The 14,813-nt window shown below is 67.0% G+C and carries 20 protein-coding genes; 10 read left to right on the forward strand and 10 right to left on the reverse strand.

Annotated features, from left to right (window positions below; all coding sequences use genetic code 11):
* Window positions 1-217: rhodanese-like domain-containing protein (locus VFH65_RS29520; RefSeq protein ID WP_353326707.1), on the reverse strand; the 217-nt coding region annotated here is incomplete at its 3' end.
* Between VFH65_RS29520 and bluB the strand changes: the two genes are divergently transcribed.
* Window positions 206-871 (forward strand): 5,6-dimethylbenzimidazole synthase, encoded by a 666-nt coding sequence (bluB, locus tag VFH65_RS29525; protein WP_353326708.1) that lies wholly within the window; start codon window positions 206-208, stop codon window positions 869-871. The two genes, VFH65_RS29520 and bluB, sit on opposite strands and share 12 nt — an antisense overlap.
* Before the next feature lie 4 nt (window positions 872-875).
* Window positions 876-1,643, forward strand: a complete 768-nt coding sequence (locus VFH65_RS29530) for a LamB/YcsF family protein (protein ID WP_353326710.1) — start codon at window positions 876-878, stop codon at window positions 1,641-1,643.
* On the opposite strand, the gene rpsR is transcribed toward VFH65_RS29530, so the two are convergent.
* Genes rpsR through rpmB form a run of 4 tightly spaced genes read right to left on the reverse strand, consistent with a single transcriptional unit; the run spans window position 1,636 to window position 2,593 of the window.
* A complete protein-coding gene (rpsR, locus tag VFH65_RS29535; protein ID WP_353326712.1) occupies window positions 1,636-1,872 on the reverse strand; it encodes a 30S ribosomal protein S18 in 237 nt (78 codons plus the stop codon). The genes VFH65_RS29530 and rpsR overlap by 8 nt on opposite strands.
* 21 nt (window positions 1,873-1,893) lie before the next feature.
* Window positions 1,894-2,193, reverse strand: coding sequence for a 30S ribosomal protein S14 (rpsN, locus tag VFH65_RS29540; RefSeq protein WP_353326713.1), 300 nt, complete (start codon window positions 2,191-2,193; stop codon window positions 1,894-1,896).
* On the reverse strand, window positions 2,193-2,357 hold the full coding sequence (rpmG, locus tag VFH65_RS29545) for a 50S ribosomal protein L33 (protein ID WP_353326714.1): 165 nt from the start codon (window positions 2,355-2,357) through the stop codon (window positions 2,193-2,195). Before rpmG ends, rpsN begins: the two co-directional genes overlap by 1 nt.
* Window positions 2,357-2,593 (reverse strand): 50S ribosomal protein L28, encoded by a 237-nt coding sequence (gene rpmB, locus VFH65_RS29550; protein ID WP_353326716.1) that lies wholly within the window; start codon window positions 2,591-2,593, stop codon window positions 2,357-2,359. Before rpmB ends, rpmG begins: the two co-directional genes overlap by 1 nt.
* Window positions 2,594-2,668: 75 nt before the next feature.
* Between rpmB and mrf the strand changes: the two genes are divergently transcribed.
* The 5 genes from mrf (at window position 2,669) to VFH65_RS29575 (ending at window position 7,154) form a co-directional block, all read left to right on the forward strand.
* The gene (mrf, locus tag VFH65_RS29555) at window positions 2,669-3,856 is read left to right on the forward strand and encodes a ribosome hibernation factor-recruiting GTPase MRF (protein ID WP_353326718.1); all 1,188 of its coding nucleotides are present in this window, start codon (window positions 2,669-2,671) and stop codon (window positions 3,854-3,856) included.
* Entirely contained in the window at window positions 3,853-4,098 is a 246-nt protein-coding gene (locus tag VFH65_RS29560; RefSeq protein WP_353326720.1) for a type B 50S ribosomal protein L31, read from the forward strand. Before mrf ends, VFH65_RS29560 begins: the two co-directional genes overlap by 4 nt.
* Window positions 4,099-4,108: 10 nt before the next feature.
* Complete coding sequence (locus VFH65_RS29565; RefSeq protein WP_353326722.1) at window positions 4,109-5,029, forward strand: MBL fold metallo-hydrolase; 921 nt, start codon at window positions 4,109-4,111, stop codon at window positions 5,027-5,029.
* A complete protein-coding gene (locus VFH65_RS29570) occupies window positions 5,020-6,258 on the forward strand; it encodes an SLC13 family permease (RefSeq protein WP_353326724.1) in 1,239 nt (412 codons plus the stop codon). Before VFH65_RS29565 ends, VFH65_RS29570 begins: the two co-directional genes overlap by 10 nt.
* A gap of 95 nt (window positions 6,259-6,353) precedes the next feature.
* Window positions 6,354-7,154, forward strand: coding sequence for an SGNH/GDSL hydrolase family protein (locus VFH65_RS29575; RefSeq protein ID WP_414688539.1), 801 nt, complete (start codon window positions 6,354-6,356; stop codon window positions 7,152-7,154).
* Between the two features lie 20 nt (window positions 7,155-7,174).
* On the opposite strand, the gene rlmB is transcribed toward VFH65_RS29575, so the two are convergent.
* Genes rlmB through carD form a run of 4 tightly spaced genes read right to left on the reverse strand, consistent with a single transcriptional unit; the run spans window position 7,175 to window position 10,545 of the window.
* On the reverse strand, window positions 7,175-8,116 hold the full coding sequence (gene rlmB, locus VFH65_RS29580) for a 23S rRNA (guanosine(2251)-2'-O)-methyltransferase RlmB (protein WP_353326727.1): 942 nt from the start codon (window positions 8,114-8,116) through the stop codon (window positions 7,175-7,177).
* Window positions 8,116-9,507 (reverse strand): cysteine--tRNA ligase, encoded by a 1,392-nt coding sequence (gene cysS / locus VFH65_RS29585; RefSeq protein WP_414688540.1) that lies wholly within the window; start codon window positions 9,505-9,507, stop codon window positions 8,116-8,118. The genes rlmB and cysS overlap by 1 nt, the downstream gene beginning before the upstream one ends.
* A gap of 32 nt (window positions 9,508-9,539) precedes the next feature.
* Window positions 9,540-10,016 (reverse strand): 2-C-methyl-D-erythritol 2,4-cyclodiphosphate synthase, encoded by a 477-nt coding sequence (ispF, locus tag VFH65_RS29590; protein WP_353326731.1) that lies wholly within the window; start codon window positions 10,014-10,016, stop codon window positions 9,540-9,542.
* Window positions 10,017-10,056: 40 nt separating this feature from the next.
* Window positions 10,057-10,545, reverse strand: a complete 489-nt coding sequence (gene carD / locus VFH65_RS29595) for an RNA polymerase-binding transcription factor CarD (RefSeq protein WP_015309632.1) — start codon at window positions 10,543-10,545, stop codon at window positions 10,057-10,059.
* Between the two features lie 315 nt (window positions 10,546-10,860).
* Between carD and VFH65_RS29600 the strand changes: the two genes are divergently transcribed.
* The 3 genes from VFH65_RS29600 to disA are packed head-to-tail and all read left to right on the forward strand — an operon-like array spanning window position 10,861 to window position 13,974.
* On the forward strand, window positions 10,861-11,418 hold the full coding sequence (locus VFH65_RS29600) for a hypothetical protein (protein WP_353326733.1): 558 nt from the start codon (window positions 10,861-10,863) through the stop codon (window positions 11,416-11,418).
* A gap of 36 nt (window positions 11,419-11,454) precedes the next feature.
* Window positions 11,455-12,846, forward strand: coding sequence for a DNA repair protein RadA (radA, locus tag VFH65_RS29605; protein ID WP_353326735.1), 1,392 nt, complete (start codon window positions 11,455-11,457; stop codon window positions 12,844-12,846).
* Window positions 12,847-12,855: 9 nt separating this feature from the next.
* Window positions 12,856-13,974: a DNA integrity scanning diadenylate cyclase DisA gene (gene disA / locus VFH65_RS29610; RefSeq protein WP_353326736.1), complete on the forward strand. Its 1,119-nt coding sequence runs from the start codon at window positions 12,856-12,858 to the stop codon at window positions 13,972-13,974.
* Here disA and VFH65_RS29615 read toward each other — a convergent pair whose 3' ends face one another.
* Window positions 13,975-14,742 carry a hypothetical protein gene (locus VFH65_RS29615; protein ID WP_353326738.1) on the reverse strand — a complete coding sequence of 256 codons (768 nt, stop codon included), beginning with the start codon at window positions 14,740-14,742 and terminating at the stop codon, window positions 13,975-13,977. It lies immediately after the preceding gene.
* Window positions 14,743-14,813: the final 71 nt, after the last annotated feature.

The following is a 14,813-nucleotide window of genomic DNA, read 5'->3' on the forward strand; positions in this document are numbered from 1 at the left end:
CGTCTTCGAGCGACACGTATACCGCGCCGGGGATGTGGCCCTGCTCGTATGCGGCGTGGCCATCCGGCTCGGTGAGCTGCCATCGCACGTCCAGGATGGTCAGCTGTTCGCCGGCGGTCAGCCGCCGCGCCAGGTCTGTCGCGGTGATCAGTACGTCGTCGCGGGTCAGGCTCACGCCACGATCGTGCCACCTAAGCTGGCCCGCGTGACCGAGCATGCGTTCACCGCAACGGAGCGGCAGGCGATCTACCGGGTGATCGGCGAGCGTCGTGACATGCGGCGATTCCTGCCTGATGCCGTGGTGCCCGAAGACGTGTTGGCCCGGCTGCTGCAGGCGGCGCATGCCGCACCGAACGTCGGCCTGATGCAGCCGTGGCGATTCATCCGGATCACCGACCCCGCGTTGCGGCGCAACATTCATGCGCTGGTCGACGAGGAGCGGTCTCGAACGGCGCAAGCGCTGGGGCCGCGTGCCGATGAGTTCCTTGCGCTCAAGGTCGAAGGCATCCTCGAGTGCGCCGAACTCTTCGTGGTCGCGCTGCGCGACGGCAGGCAGGCTCACGTGTTCGGCAGGCGAACACTGCCACAGATGGATCTCGCGTCGGTGTCGTGCGCGATCCAGAACCTCTGGCTGGCGGCGCGCGCCGAGGGCCTCGGCATGGGATGGGTTTCGATCTTCGAGCCCGTTCGGCTGGCCGAGTTGCTGCGGATGCCCGACGACGCGGAGCCGGTGGCGATCCTGTGCCTTGGCCCCGTCCCGGAGTTCCCGGACCGGCCGGCGTTGGAACTGGACCAGTGGGCGTATGGGCGTCCGCTGGCGGAATTCGTCTCGGAGAACGGCTGGACCACCTCGACCGCGCCGATAGGCTGAGCCCGTGTCTGAGGCCCGGGAAATCGATCTCAATGCCGATCTCGGCGAGGGTTTCGGGGCATGGCGGCTCGGCGACGACGAAGCCATGCTCGACGTGGTCACCAGCGCCAATATCGCCTGCGGGTTTCATGCCGGCGACCCCGCGCTGCTGCGTCGCACCTGCCGGGCCGCCGCGCAGCGGGATGTCCGGATCGGCGCACAGGTCGGCTATCGGGACCTCGCCGGGTTCGGCCGCCGCTTCATCGACGTCGCACCCGAGGACCTGAGCGCGGACGTCATCTACCAGATCGGCGCACTGCAGGCACTGGCACACGCGGCAGGATCCACCGTCAGCTACGTCAAACCCCATGGCGCGCTGTACAACACGATCGTCAACAATCACGATCAGGCACATGCGGTTGCCGAGGCGGTGCACGCCGTCGATCCCAACCTGCCTGTGCTTGGCCTTTCCGGATCGGTGTTCTTCGCCGAGGCACAAGAGCTCGGCCTGCGCACGGTTCCTGAGGCGTTCGCCGATCGCTCGTATCGCGCTGACGGTCAATTGGTTTCGCGACGGCAACGCAACGCGGTGCTGCACGATCCGGCCGATATCGCCGATCGGGTGGCGTCGATGGTGACAGCCGGCCGCGTGGCCGCCGTCGACGGGTCGACCATCCCGATCACTGTGGAATCTATTTGCGTGCATGGCGATTCACCAGGGGCGGTGCAGATCGCCAATGCCGTCCGAGACCGGCTGGCCGCAGACGGTGTCCAATTGGCTCCGTTTACCTAATCTCGACGAACGGCAACAGCGCCATCTCCCGAGCATTCTTTATCGCCAACGCAACCTGGCGCTGCTGCTGCGGAGTCAGGCCGGTGACGCGCCGTGACCGGATCTTGCCCCGGTCCGAGATGAACGTGCGAAGCAGGTGCACATCCTTGTAGTCGACGGCCGTGACGCCCAGCGCCTTGAGCGGATTCTTCTTCTGCCGCTTGGGCTCTGACAGTGGCGGCCGCTTCATGCGGTTCTTCTTCGCCATCGACTACCAACTCGCCTTGGACACACCCGGCAGCTCCCCACGATGAGCCAGTTCTCGAACCCGCACCCGCGATAGCCCGAACTTGCGCAGGTGACCGCGGGGCCTGCCATCGATCGCGTCGCGGTTGCGCAGCCGCACGGGGCTTGCATCGCGCGGAAGTCGTTGCAGCGCAGACATTGCGGCCGCCCGCTGTTCTGGCGTGCCGCGACGAATGGTGTCCTTGAGCTCGGCGCGTCGTTCCGCGTAACGCTCCACCACCTGCCGACGCTGTTCGTTCTTGGCGATCTTGGATTTCTTGGCCATCAGCGCTCCTCGCGGAAGTCGACGTGTCGCCGCACCACCGGGTCGTACTTGCGGAGCACAAGTCGGTCGGGATCGTTGCGACGGTTCTTTCGGGTGATGTAGGTGTAGCCCGTGCCCGCGGTCGAACGCAGCTTGACGACGGGCCTGATGTCGTTGCGTGCCATCAGATTTTCTCTCCGCGGCTGCGCAGGCGCGCGACCACGGCTTCGATGCCGTCACGGTCGATGACCTTGATTCCCTTGGCGCTGACCCGCAGCTTGACGCGACGGCCTTCCGAGGCAAGAAAGTAGGTCTTCGTCTGGATGTTGGGGTTCCAGCGTCGGCGGGTGCGCCGGTGCGAATGCGACACCGTGTTGCCGAAGCCGGGTGATCGGCCGGTGACCTGACAACGCGCGGACATATGCCTCCTCGTGAGGTGCGGGTAGTGTGCTAAACGTTAATGATAACCGTTTTCATTTAGCAAATTGGAGGGTGAATGCGCACTCCGGTGGTTTTGGTCGCCGGGCAAGGCGATGCCGACGGCATCGCGGACGTCTTGGCAAGCAGCGCGGGCACGGCGGTGGTCCGCCATCGTTTTGACGGACAGGTCGTGGTGCGCAGCGTCAGCACTCGGGGCGGTTCATCTGAATGGCCGCTGGAGCTGACCAGGTGCTGCGTCACCTGCACCGTTCGTGAGGACCTGCTGGTGCTGTTGCGCCGCCTGCATCGGCGCAGCGACGTCCGGCGCATCGTCGTGGTCCTGATGCCATGGCTGGAACCCGAGCCCGTCTGCTGGGCCATCAACCACGTCCGCGTCCGGGTCGGGCCTGGCTACATCGACGGACCCGCGGCGCGGGACGTCAGCATCGAAGCGGTGGTGACGTCGATCGACGCATCGACTTGGCTGCCGCAGGCCGTCGGCGACGACGAGCTCGACGATGGCCGGACCGTCGCTCAGGTGGTGGTCGGTCAGGCGGAGTTCGCCGACGTGCTGGTGCTCACCGATCCCGAGTCGACGACGCTGGCGGTGCTGCGGCGGTTGGCACCGTTGGCGCGAATCACAGTCGGGACCGGTCGCGTCGAGACGGCACTTGCCCATCTCGAACCCGATAGCCGGCGCGGCCGCAGCAGTCTCCCCCACGATCCTCTGCTCGTCGGCCAGCCGCCGCTGGACCCCGACGGAGACGTCGGCCTCATGGTGTTCTCCGCCCGTCGTCCCTTCCACCCACAACGCCTGCACGCCGCACTGGACCTGTTGCTCGACCGTGTGGTCCGCACCCGCGGCCGGCTGTGGCTGGCCAACCGGTTCGACGACGTCATGTGGATCGAGTCGGCAGGCGGCGGGCTGCGGTCCAGCTACGCCGGAAGATGGCTGGCAGCAATGGATTCCAGTGAGTTCGCGTATGCCGATCCGCAGCGCCGCGCGCTGGCAGCGGCGGACTGGGACGACCGGTTGGGAGACCGCCACGTTTCGCTTGCTGTGCTGGTGTACGGAGCGGAACCCGAAGCCATCGTCGATCGGTTGCACGGCGCATTGCTCACCGACGACGAACTGTCCCGGCCCACCGAGTGGGCGAGTTACCCCGACCCCTTCGGCGATTGGCACGAGGATCCGTGCGAGGACATGACAGAGCACGCCGGTGAGATCGCCGGCCCTACCACACAGGAAGGACACGATCGATGAAGCCCGACATCCACCCCGACTACCACCCAGTGGTGTTCCAGGACGCCACGACCGGCGACGCGTTCCTCACCCGGTCGACGATCACCAGCGAGCGCACCATCGAATGGCAGGGACACACCTATCCGTTGGTGGTGGTCGACATCAGTTCGGCCTCGCACCCGTTCTGGACGGGTTCGCGCCGCCACATCGATACGGCGGGCCAGGTCGAGAAGTTCCGTCGCCGCTACGGAGGCCGCTCCTAGAGTTGGCGGTATGCGCTTCAAGCCAGGACGGCCGGACCTGCGCGACTATGCGCGCTACTTCGACGTCCCTGCGGCCGAGCCGAGCGCACCGCTGACCGTGACATGGGCAGGCGTGACAACTCTGCTGATCGACGACGGCGAGTCGGCGCTGATGACCGACGGCTTTTTCTCCCGGCCCAGCCTGCTCGAGGTCGGGCTGCGCCGGTTGTCACCGTCGCAGGCGCGCATCGACGGCTGCCTGGCCCGCATCGGCGTCGACCGACTCGAAGCCGTCTTGCCCGTGCACACCCACTTCGACCATGCGATGGACTCGGCGGTGGTCGCCGAGCGCACCGGCGCACGCATCGTCGGTGGGACGTCGGCCGCTTCGGTCGGCCGCGGCCATGGGCTGTCCGAGGACCGCATCCACGAGGTCACCTCCGGCGAGCCGAAACCCCTTGGGGCGTACGACGTCACGCTGGTCGAGGCGGAGCACTGCCCACCCGACCGCTTCCCAGGCGTGATCACCGAGCCGGTCGTGCCGCCGGTGAAGGTGTCGGCGTACAAATGCGGCGAAGCGTGGTCGACGGTCGTGCATCACCGGCCGTCGGATCGACGGCTGCTGATCGTCGGCAGCGCCGGCTTCGTCCGCGGCGCGCTCGCGGGGCAACGGGCCGACGTTGTGTACCTCGGCATCGGCCAACTCGGGCTGCAGCCCGAGCAATATCTGATCGACTACTGGAACGAGACGGTGCGCACCGTCGGCGCCCGCCGCGTCGTACTGATCCACTGGGACGACTTCTTCCGCCCGCTGCACAAACCGCTGCGGGCATTGCCGTACGCGGGCGACGACCTCGATGTGTCGATGCGCGTGCTGTCCCGGTTGGCCGCCGACGACGGCATACCGCTGCACCTGCCCACCCTGTGGCAGCGCGCTGACCCGTGGCGGTGACGCTGGCGCTTGTCGCGCTCATCCTGGTGCTCGGATTCGCGATGGTCCGTCCGCGGGGCTGGCCCGAGGCCGTCGTCGCGGCGCCGGCGGCCGCGTTGCTCATCGCGTTCGGAGTGATCTCGCTGCACGATGCGGCGGCCGAGGTCGGCAGGTTGTTGCCGGTGGTCGGCTTTCTCGCTGCGGTGCTCGTGCTGGCCCGTTTGTGCGACGACGAAGGTCTGTTTCACGCCGCCGGGGTGGCGATGGCGCGCGCAAGCTCGGCCAGTCAACACCGGCTGCTCGCCGTCACCTTCGTGATCGCCGCCGCGACGACCGCGATCCTCAGCCTGGACGCCACAGTGGTGCTGCTGACACCTGTGGTGTTGGCGACGGTGCGGGCGCTCGCTATCCCTGTGCGGGCACACGCCTACGCCACCGCGCATCTGGCCAACAGCGCCTCGCTGCTGTTTCCGGTGTCCAACCTGACGAACCTGCTGGCGTTCACCGCGGCGGGCATGACGTTCGTTCACTTCACCGCGGTGATGGCGCTGCCCTGGCTCGCCGCAATAGCCGTCGAGTTCATATTGCTGCGTTGGCTTTTCCGTCGCGACCTCGCGGTGAAGCCGCGCCATGACACTACGTCCGAAGCGCCCGAAGTGCCGGTGTTCGTCCTCGTCGTGCTGGCCGCGACGCTCATCGGCTTCGCCGTGACTTCGTTGTTCGAGGTGTCGCCGGCATGGGCGGCGCTGGCCGGTGCCATCGTGCTGGGAGTGCGCAGCCTGGCACAACACCGAAGCACGCCGGCAGGGATCCTCGACGCGGTCAACGCGCCGTTCCTGGTCTTCGTGCTGTGCCTCGGCGTGGTGGTCGATGCGTTGATGCGGCACGGTCTCGACGACGTCATGCGCGCCGTACTGCCGACCGGGTCCAGCCTGGCCGCACTCTTGGGCATCGCCGCGATGGCGGCGGTGCTGTCCAACGTCGTCAACAACCTGCCAGCGGTGCTGGTGCTCCTGCCGCTTGTCGGGGGCGCGCCTGCGATACTCGCGGTACTCATCGGGGTAAACATCGGCCCAAACCTCACCTATGTCGGGTCGCTGGCGAATCTGTTGTGGCGCAGTGTGGTTCACCGAGAAGGCATACCGGCGGGCCATGCCGAGTTCACTCGTGTCGGATTGTTCACCGTGCCGTTGACATTGGTGGCCGCCGTCGTCTGCCTTTGGGCCGCTCTCAAGCTGTTCGGCGTGTAGTCGCGGTTACCACCAAGCGAACAATCGTCGGACAGCTGAAGACGATTCGGCCATTTGCGGCGCTGTGGCGTGCGAATCACCATAGGATCGGCAAGATTGGTGCCGTGGAACTGACGGGATCGCCGGCTCCGCCGGCAGTGTTCAGCAGGTATGTGGCACTTGGCGACTCGTTCACCGAGGGTGTCGGTGATCCCCACCCCGGCAGTCCCAATGGTCTGCGTGGATGGGCGGATCACGTCGCCGTCGCGCTTGCGCAGAACAATTCCGATCTTCGCTACGCCAACCTCGCAGTCCGCGGCCGCCGGATGGATGAGATCCTCACCGAGCAAGTTCAGACGGCGGTCATGCTCGAGCCGGATCTGGTCACCGTCTACGCAGGCATGAACGATCTGCTGTTGGTGCGCAACGACATCGACGCCATGATGGCCCGCTACGCCGACGGGCTCAAGACATTGCAACAAACCGGCGCCCTGGTGCTCGCGTTCACCGCGGGCGACCTTGGCACCGTGCCGTTGTTCCGCAGACTGCGTGGTCGCACAGCGGTGTACAACGAGTTGCTCAGAAGCATCGCCGACGATATCGGCCTGCAGCTCGTCGACTTCTGGCGGTTCAGCGAGTTTCGTGATCCACGGCTGTGGGACGGCGACCGAGTACACCTCTCCCCGCTTGGACATGAGCGGATGGCAGCGAAAGTCCTTGATACCTTGTCGGTTTCGCATCAGCTCACGACACGCTCGGCGGCCTTGCTGGCGTCGACCCCGCCTGTGCGGGACCTACGGGCCAATCTGAGGTGGGCTACCGCATTCGCCGCACCATGGGTCGCCAAGCGGGTACGCCGCGCCACGCCTGGTGCCGGCATCGAGCCGAAGTCGACGATGCTGGCCAAGGTTCTATAGCGCGAGGGCTCGCGCTGGAACTAACCCCTTCGCTGGCGGGCGATTTCGGCGAGCACCACGCCGGCGGCCACCGAAGCGTTGAGCGACTCCGTCGGTCCGGCCATCGGCACGGACACCACGATGTCGCAGTTCTCCCGCACCAGCCGTGACAGCCCCTTGCCTTCGGAACCGACGACCACAACCGTCGGCACGGTGCCGTCGAACTCGTCGATGGTGGTGTCGCCACCCGCATCAAGCCCGACCACCTGAAGGCCGGCATCGGCCCAATCCTTCAGCGTCCGAGTGAGATTCGTCGCGCGCGCCACCGGCACCCTGGCCGCCGCACCCGCACTCGTGCGCCACGCGACCGCCGTGACGGAGGCCGACCGCCGTTGCGGTATCAGCACACCGTTGCCTGCGAACGCGGCAACCGAGCGAACGATTGCGCCGAGGTTGCGTGGGTCGGAGATGTTGTCCAGCGCCACCAGCAGCGCGGGATCGGCGGCTTTCATCGCGGACGCCAACAGGTCGTCTGGGTGCGCGTAGGAGTACGGCGGAACCTGCAGCGCCAGACCCTGATGCAGGCCGTTGGCCGCAATGCGATCCAGGTCGTGGCGCGGCACCTCCAAGATCGAGATGCCCTTGTCCGCGGCGATCTGCACGGATTCGGTCAGCCGCTCGTCGGCATCGGTGCCGAGTGCAACGTAGAGCGCGGTGGCGGGCACCCCGGCGCGCAGGCATTCCACCACCGGATTGCGTCCGAGCACGACCTCGGTGTCGTCGGTCTTCTTGTGTCTGCCCTGCTGCTGGCGCGCGGCCTTGGCGGCGCGCTTGGCCGCCGGGTGATGGGGCCGCTCATGTGCGGGCGGGGTGGCGCCGCGGCCCTCGAGCCCGCGCCTGCGCACACCGCCCGATCCGACGGTCGGCCCCTTCTTGGTGCCGGCCTTGCGAACCGCGCCCTGGCGCCGTGAGTTTCCAGGCATTACTTGGTGTACCCGTCGAGCAGCGACCATTGCGGCCCGTCGCCGGTGTCCGTGACCTCGATGCCTGCCTCCTTTAGCCGGTCGCGGATCGCGTCGGCCTCTGCCCAATCCCGTCGCGCCCTGGCATCCTCGCGGCGCTGCACCTCGGCCCGGACCAACACGTCGACGGCGGCCAGCGCGGCAGAGGTCTCGTCGCGTGATTCCCAACGCTCGTCGAGTGGGTCGGCACCGAGAATGCCCATCATCGCCCGGATCGACATCGCCTGCGCCAGAGCCGTTTCGTGATCGCCGGTGTCGAGAGCGCGATTTCCCTCGGCGCGCGCGGCGTGCACCTCGGCGAGCGCGATCGGCACCGCCAGGTCGTCGTCGAGTGCCGCGCCGAATTTCTCGGTCCACTGGCCTGGCACCACCGCACCGACGCGGTTGCGCACGCGGTGCAAGAAGTCCTCGATGCCGGTATAGGCCTTCACCGCGTCCTGCAGCGCGGTCTCGGAGAACTCGAGCATCGATCGGTAGTGCGCGCTGCCCAGGTAGTAGCGCAACTCTGCGGCCCGAACCCGTTGCAGCACAGCGGGAATCGCCAGCACATTGCCCAGCGACTTGCTCATCTTCTCGCCGCCCATGGTGACCCAGCCGTTGTGCAGCCAGTAGTTGGCGAACGGGTCGCCGGCGGCCTCCGCCTGAGCGATCTCGTTCTCGTGGTGCGGAAACACCAGGTCCATGCCGCCGGCGTGGATGTCGAATTCGGGGCCGAGGTAGGCCTCGCACATCGCGACGCATTCGGTGTGCCAGCCCGGACGGCCAGGGCCCCACGGTGTCGGCCAGGACGGCTCGCCAGGCTTAGCGCCCTTCCACAGCGTGAAGTCGCGCTGGTCGCGTTTTCCGGTGGCGACACCTTCGCCTTGGTGGACGTCACCGATCTTGTGCCCGGACAGTTTTCCGTACTCGGGCAGGCTCAGCACGTCGAAGTAGACGTCACCACCGCCGACATACGCATGCCCTCGTTCGATGAGCCGCTCGATCAGCTCGACGATCTGCGTGATGTGCCCGGTAGCGCGCGGCTCAGCGGACGGCGCAAGCACGCCGAGCGCGTCGTAGGCGGCCGAAAACGCCCGCTCGTAGGTGGCGGCCCACTCCCACCACGGCCGACCCGCGTCAGCGGCTTTGTTGAGGATCTTGTCGTCGATGTCGGTCACGTTGCGGATGAAGGCGACGTCGTAACCCTTGGCCACCAGCCAGCGCCGCAGGATATCGAAGGCCACCCCGCTTCGGACGTGGCCGATGTGCGGCAGGCCCTGGACGGTCGCGCCGCACAGGTAGATCGACACGTAACCCGGGCGCAGCGGCACGAAATCACGCACGGCACCAGCCATGGTGTCGTATAGCCGCATGCCGTTGGTCACGACGCGCCAGCTTACCGGCACTATTCGGACTGAATGACCAATGCGGTCGCGATCGCAGCCAAACCTTCACCACGGCCCGTGAGCCCGAGACCGTCGGTGGTGGTCGCCGAGACCGAAACCGGGGCGTCCAACAGCTCGGAGAGCACCTTCTGCGCCTCGGCCCGCCGCGGACCCACTTTCGGCCGGTTGCCGATCACCTGCACGGCCGCATTGCCGACGCGATAACCCTCGGCGGCGAGCAGGCTGTGCACGTGGCGGAGCATGTCGGCGCCACTCACGCCGCGCCATTCCGGCCGGTCGGTGCCGAACGCCTCGCCGATGTCGCCAAGCCCTGCTGCGGACAGCAACGCATCACACAGCGCATGCGCGGCGACGTCGCCGTCGGAGTGGCCGGCGCAACCGTCGGCGTCGGCAAAGAGCAAACACAGTAACCAACACGGCCGTCCGGCCTGGATTGGATGTACGTCGGTGCCGAGCCCGACTCTCGGCGGATTCACTGCTCTTCGCGCAAGCGGCTCATCGCCCCCGTCACGGCCTTCAGGAAGCGGCGGCCAGAACCTCGTCGAGGATGATTGCCGCCTTGGCGTCATCAGTGTTCTCGGCAAGCGCCAGCTCGCCGACAAGGATCTGCCGCGCCTTCGCCAGCATCCGCTTCTCGCCTGCGGACAGGCCGCGCTCTTGATCCCGGCGCCACAGGTCGCGGACTACCTCGGCGACCTTGTTGACGTCGCCGGAGGCCAGCTTCTCGAGGTTGGCCTTGTAGCGGCGCGACCAGTTCGTCGGCTCTTCGGTGTGCGGCGCACGCAGCACCTGGAACACCTTGTCGAGGCCCTCCTGGCCAACGACGTCGCGCACGCCCACATACTCGGCGTTCTCAGCAGGAACTCGGACGGTGAGATCTCCCTGGGCGACCTTCAAGACGAGGTATTCCTTCTGTTCGCCTTTGATGGTCCGGGTTTCGATCGCTTCGATTAACGCAGCACCGTGGTGTGGATAGACAACGGTGTCTCCGACCTTAAAAATCATCAGTTGCGAGCCCCTTTCACCCCCTAATGCTAGCACGGGGGCCAGACACATGCGGAACAACAATGCAGGTCAGGGGCACTGCAGGTGAAGACAAGGGGTTGACACGGTAACAAATCCATGCCACACGCTGGCCTCTTAGACCGCCCTTGGAAGCCGCTTGGAGGTAGCTACCGCCGCGGCGCGCCTCCGCTGCGCAAACTCGTTTCGGGCATCGCCAGCCCTCCGCTACCGCCCGTAACCGCCACCTACTACTGTGCATAGTCGAATCACAGCGACCGGCGTATCGGTCGCATCGTCGCCGAGCAGGAGGCATGTGTGAACCGCTTGAGACTGGCCGCCTGCGGGCTGGCTGCCATCGCCGCGCTCAGCGGCTGCGGCGCAGGACAGATCTCCCAGACGGCCACCCAGGAACCCGCCGTCAACGGCACCAGCGCGAACATCGGCGACGTCGCGCTGCGCAACATTCACCTGCGTGCCATCCAGACCACCGACTACATCCAGCCGGGCCGCGACATCGAGCTGATCTTCGTCGCCGCCAACAACTCACCCGACGAAGCCGACAAGCTGGTGTCGATCACGTCCGACGTCGGCACGGTGACCTTGGTGGGTGACGCCACGGTGCCCGCGAGCGGTGTGCTCGTTGTAGGAGCGCCGGACGGGCAGACGACCCCGCTGGAAAGCGTCGAGACCGCGGAAGCGGTCGAGGCCACCGTCAAGCTCACCAAGCCGATCACCAACGGAATCACCTACAACTTCACGTTCCAGTTCGAGCGGGCCGGCGAGGGCACCGTTCCCGTGCCGATCTCGGCGGGCGAGTCCCCTCGGCGTGTGGAAGAGCCGGTGAAAGCCGGCGGCGACACGGGCGGTCACTAGTACGGTTCTGTCGGCCGCGACCGATACCGTCACGGCGTGGCTAAAGCGCGCTCGCAGTACCGCTGCTCGGAGTGCCACCACGTCACCGCCAAATGGGTAGGCCGCTGCGCGGAATGCGGCACCTGGGGCACCGTCGACGAAGTTGCGGTGCTGGCCGCCGTGAACGGCTCATCCGCCCGGCGCGCCGTCGCCCCGACGTCGCCCGCGGTGCCCATCAGCTCGATCGATCTGGGCAGCACCCGTCACGTGCACACCGGCGTGAGCGAACTGGACCGCGTCCTCGGGGGTGGCATTGTCGGGGGCTCGGTGACGCTGCTCGCGGGCGATCCCGGTGTCGGCAAGTCGACGCTGCTGCTCGAGGTTGCGCATCGCTGGGCGCAGGCCGGCAGGCGTGCGCTGTACCTGTCCGGTGAGGAGTCGGCGGGCCAGATCCGGATGCGCGCCGAACGCACCGGCTGTACACACGACGAGGTCTACCTGGCCGCCGAATCCGATCTGCAGATCGCCCTTGGCCACATCGACGAGGTGCGGCCGAGCCTCGTCGTCGTCGACTCGGTGCAGACCATGTCGACCACCGAGACCGACGGTGTCACAGGCGGCGTCACCCAGGTGCGGGCGGTGACGACGGCGCTGACCTCCTATGCCAAGGCTTCATCCTCCCCGGGGGTGGCGATGCTTCTGGTCGGCCACGTCACCAAGGACGGCGCCATCGCCGGACCGCGTTCACTGGAGCATCTGGTCGACGTGGTGCTGCATTTCGAAGGCGAAAGGACGTCGTCGCTGCGAATGGTGCGCGGGGTCAAGAACCGCTTCGGCGCCGCCGACGAGGTTGGTTGTTTCCTGTTGCACGACAACGGAATAGAGTGCGTCGCCGATCCTTCGGCACTGTTCCGCGATCAGCGGCCCAAGCCTGTCTCGGGCACCGCGGTGACGGTCACGCTCGACGGCAAGCGCCCGCTGATCGGTGAGGTTCAGGCACTGATCGGAGCACCCGCGAGCGGCTCGCCGCGCCGCGCGGTGAGCGGCATCGATTCGTCGCGCGCCGCGATGATCACGGCGGTACTGGAAAAGCGCGCCCACCTCCCCGTCGGCGCCAACGACATCTACCTGTCCACTGTCGGCGGGATGCGGCTGACAGACCCTTCTGCGGATCTGGCGGTGGCGCTCGCGATCGCCTCGTCATGTACCGACCTGCCGATGCCTGCCGCCGCCGTCGCGATCGGAGAGGTCGGGCTGGCCGGCGACTTACGCCGCGTCACCGGCATGGACCGTCGTCTCGCCGAGGCCGCCAGGCTGGGCTTCACCTCGGCCGTCGTGCCAGCCGGAGTGACGTCGGTGCCTGCCGGGCTGCGCGCCATTCCAGCGGACAACATCGGCGCGGCGTTGCGAGTGCTACGGGAAATCGCGCAGAATAACGGCCGATCCTAGGAGAGGGCGATGGCCGTGAAGGCAGCTGGCAGGTCTGGCCGCAACGTCGTGCAGCTGGTCCGCCCGACGCTGCGGGAGACCATCGCCCGGCTGGCCCCAGGGACCGCGCTGCGCGACGGGCTGGAGCGCATTCTGCGTGGTCGCACTGGCGCACTGATCCTGATCGGCTACGACGACAGCGTCGAGGCGATCTGCGACGGCGGTTTCTCGCTAGACGTCCGCTACGCGCCGACCAGGCTGCGTGAGTTGTCGAAGATGGACGGCGCCGTCGTGCTGTCCAGCGACGGCAGCCGCATCTTGCGCGCCAACGTCCAGCTGGTGCCCGACCCGTCGATACCGACAGAGGAATCGGGCACAAGGCACCGCTCGGCCGAACGCACCGCCATCCAGACGGGCTATCCCGTCATCTCGGTGAGCCATTCGATGAGCATCGTCACCGTCTACGTGGCAGGCGAGCGACACGTCATACCGGATTCGGCGACCATCCTGTCGCGCGCGAACCAGACCATCGACACGTTGGAGCGCTACAAGACCCGCCTCGACGAGGTCAGCAGGCAGCTCTCGACGGCCGAGATCGAGGACTTCGTGACGCTGCGCGACGTGATGACCGTCGTTCAGCGGCTTGAGATGGTGCGGCGCATCAGCCTCGAAATCGATTCCGACGTCGTCGAATTGGGCACCGATGGGCGCCAGCTCAAGTTGCAACTGGAGGAGCTGGCCGGCGATATCGACACCGCGCGTGAGCTGATCGTGCGCGACTACCACGCCAACCCCGATCCCCCGACCGCCGCGCAGGTGAGCGCGACGCTCGAAGAGCTCGACGGGCTTTCGGACAATGAGCTGCTCGACTTCACCACGCTGGCAAGGGTTTTCGGTTATCCGTCCACCGCCGAGGCGCAGGACTCGGCGATGAGCTCGCGCGGTTACCGTGCAATGGCAGGCATCCCGCGACTGCAATTCGCCCACGTCGACTTGCTGGTCCGGTCATTCGGGTCATTGCAGGGCCTGCTGGCCGCCAGCGCGAGCGATCTGCAATCGGTGGAAGGCATCGGGTCGATGTGGGCGCGCCACATCAGGGAAGGCCTGTCGCAGCTGGCCGAGTCGACGATCGCCGACCGGCTGGCCTGATCAGCCGCCCTGCGGCACCTGCGCGGGATCCACTGGCGCTACACCGTCAACCGGCGGCGGAGCCTGCGCCGGTGCGAGGATGAACGGCACCGTGGCCGAGCGAAGGTTGCCGAGCTGCACGATGAGGTTGTACGTGCCAGGCCCGATCGGCTGCCGGGGCAGTGGACAATTCGGCGCCGAACCCATGCCGGTCCACGTCACCTCCGTGGTCACCTGTTCGCCGGGCTGGAACGTTTTGACCAACGTCTCGTTCGACGGCGCGCAGTCCAGGTTCGACCACAGCCGGGTGTTGTCCAACGAATAGACGTAGGCGGCAAGGACCGCGGCGCCGACGTCGCGCTGGCAGGCGACGAGTCCGATGTTGGTCACCACCATGGTGAATTTCGGCTGCTCGCCGACGACGTACTGCGGCTGATTGGTGATGCCCTTGACCGCGAGCGTGGAGTCCGGGCAGTCGTCGCCCTCGTTGAGCACCGGCGGCGGCACCACGGCCGCGGTCGGTGTGGGTGTCGGTGGCGGAACCTGCGGCGCCGGCGGCACCACCGGCGTCTTGACCTCGGGATTCTCACCGGGCAGAGGTGTCGGCCCGGCTGCAGGGGCCGGTGCGGATTTCGCATCGCTCGCGTTGTCGACGCCCGTGTTCTTCACGACGATGACGACGACGGCGGCGATGACCGCGATGACCAGCACAGCGATGCCGAGCGCCAACGCCCTGCGACGCCAGTAAATCTGCGTCGGCAGGGGGCCATGCGGTTCCAGATCCAGCACGACCTCACGGTAAGCCCAGGTCACGCCGAGTTGTCCGAGGTGACTCGGCGTGTCGCCCGATGAGAGCTTGC

This window comes from Mycobacterium sp. (assembly GCF_035697385.1).
GTDB lineage: Bacteria > Actinomycetota > Actinomycetes > Mycobacteriales > Mycobacteriaceae > Mycobacterium.

Excerpts from the sequence above, each read along its gene's own strand:
- rpsR (WP_353326712.1), bottom strand. The coding sequence starts at position 1,872 with ATGAAGCGGCCGCCACTGTCAGAGCCCAAGCGGCAGAAGAAGAATCCG.
- rpsN (WP_353326713.1), bottom strand. The coding sequence starts at position 2,193 with ATGGCCAAGAAATCCAAGATCGCCAAGAACGAACAGCGTCGGCAGGTG.
- rpmG (WP_353326714.1), bottom strand. The coding sequence starts at position 2,357 with ATGGCACGCAACGACATCAGGCCCGTCGTCAAGCTGCGTTCGACCGCG.
- rpmB (WP_353326716.1), bottom strand. The coding sequence starts at position 2,593 with ATGTCCGCGCGTTGTCAGGTCACCGGCCGATCACCCGGCTTCGGCAAC.
- mrf (WP_353326718.1), top strand. The coding sequence starts at position 2,669 with ATGCGCACTCCGGTGGTTTTGGTCGCCGGGCAAGGCGATGCCGACGGC.
- VFH65_RS29560 (WP_353326720.1), top strand. The coding sequence starts at position 3,853 with ATGAAGCCCGACATCCACCCCGACTACCACCCAGTGGTGTTCCAGGAC.
- VFH65_RS29565 (WP_353326722.1), top strand. The coding sequence starts at position 4,109 with ATGCGCTTCAAGCCAGGACGGCCGGACCTGCGCGACTATGCGCGCTAC.
- rlmB (WP_353326727.1), bottom strand. The coding sequence starts at position 8,116 with ATGCCTGGAAACTCACGGCGCCAGGGCGCGGTTCGCAAGGCCGGCACC.
- cysS (WP_414688540.1), bottom strand. The coding sequence starts at position 9,507 with ATGCGGCTATACGACACCATGGCTGGTGCCGTGCGTGATTTCGTGCCG.
- carD (WP_015309632.1), bottom strand. The coding sequence starts at position 10,545 with ATGATTTTTAAGGTCGGAGACACCGTTGTCTATCCACACCACGGTGCT.
- disA (WP_353326736.1), top strand. The coding sequence starts at position 12,856 with ATGGCCGTGAAGGCAGCTGGCAGGTCTGGCCGCAACGTCGTGCAGCTG.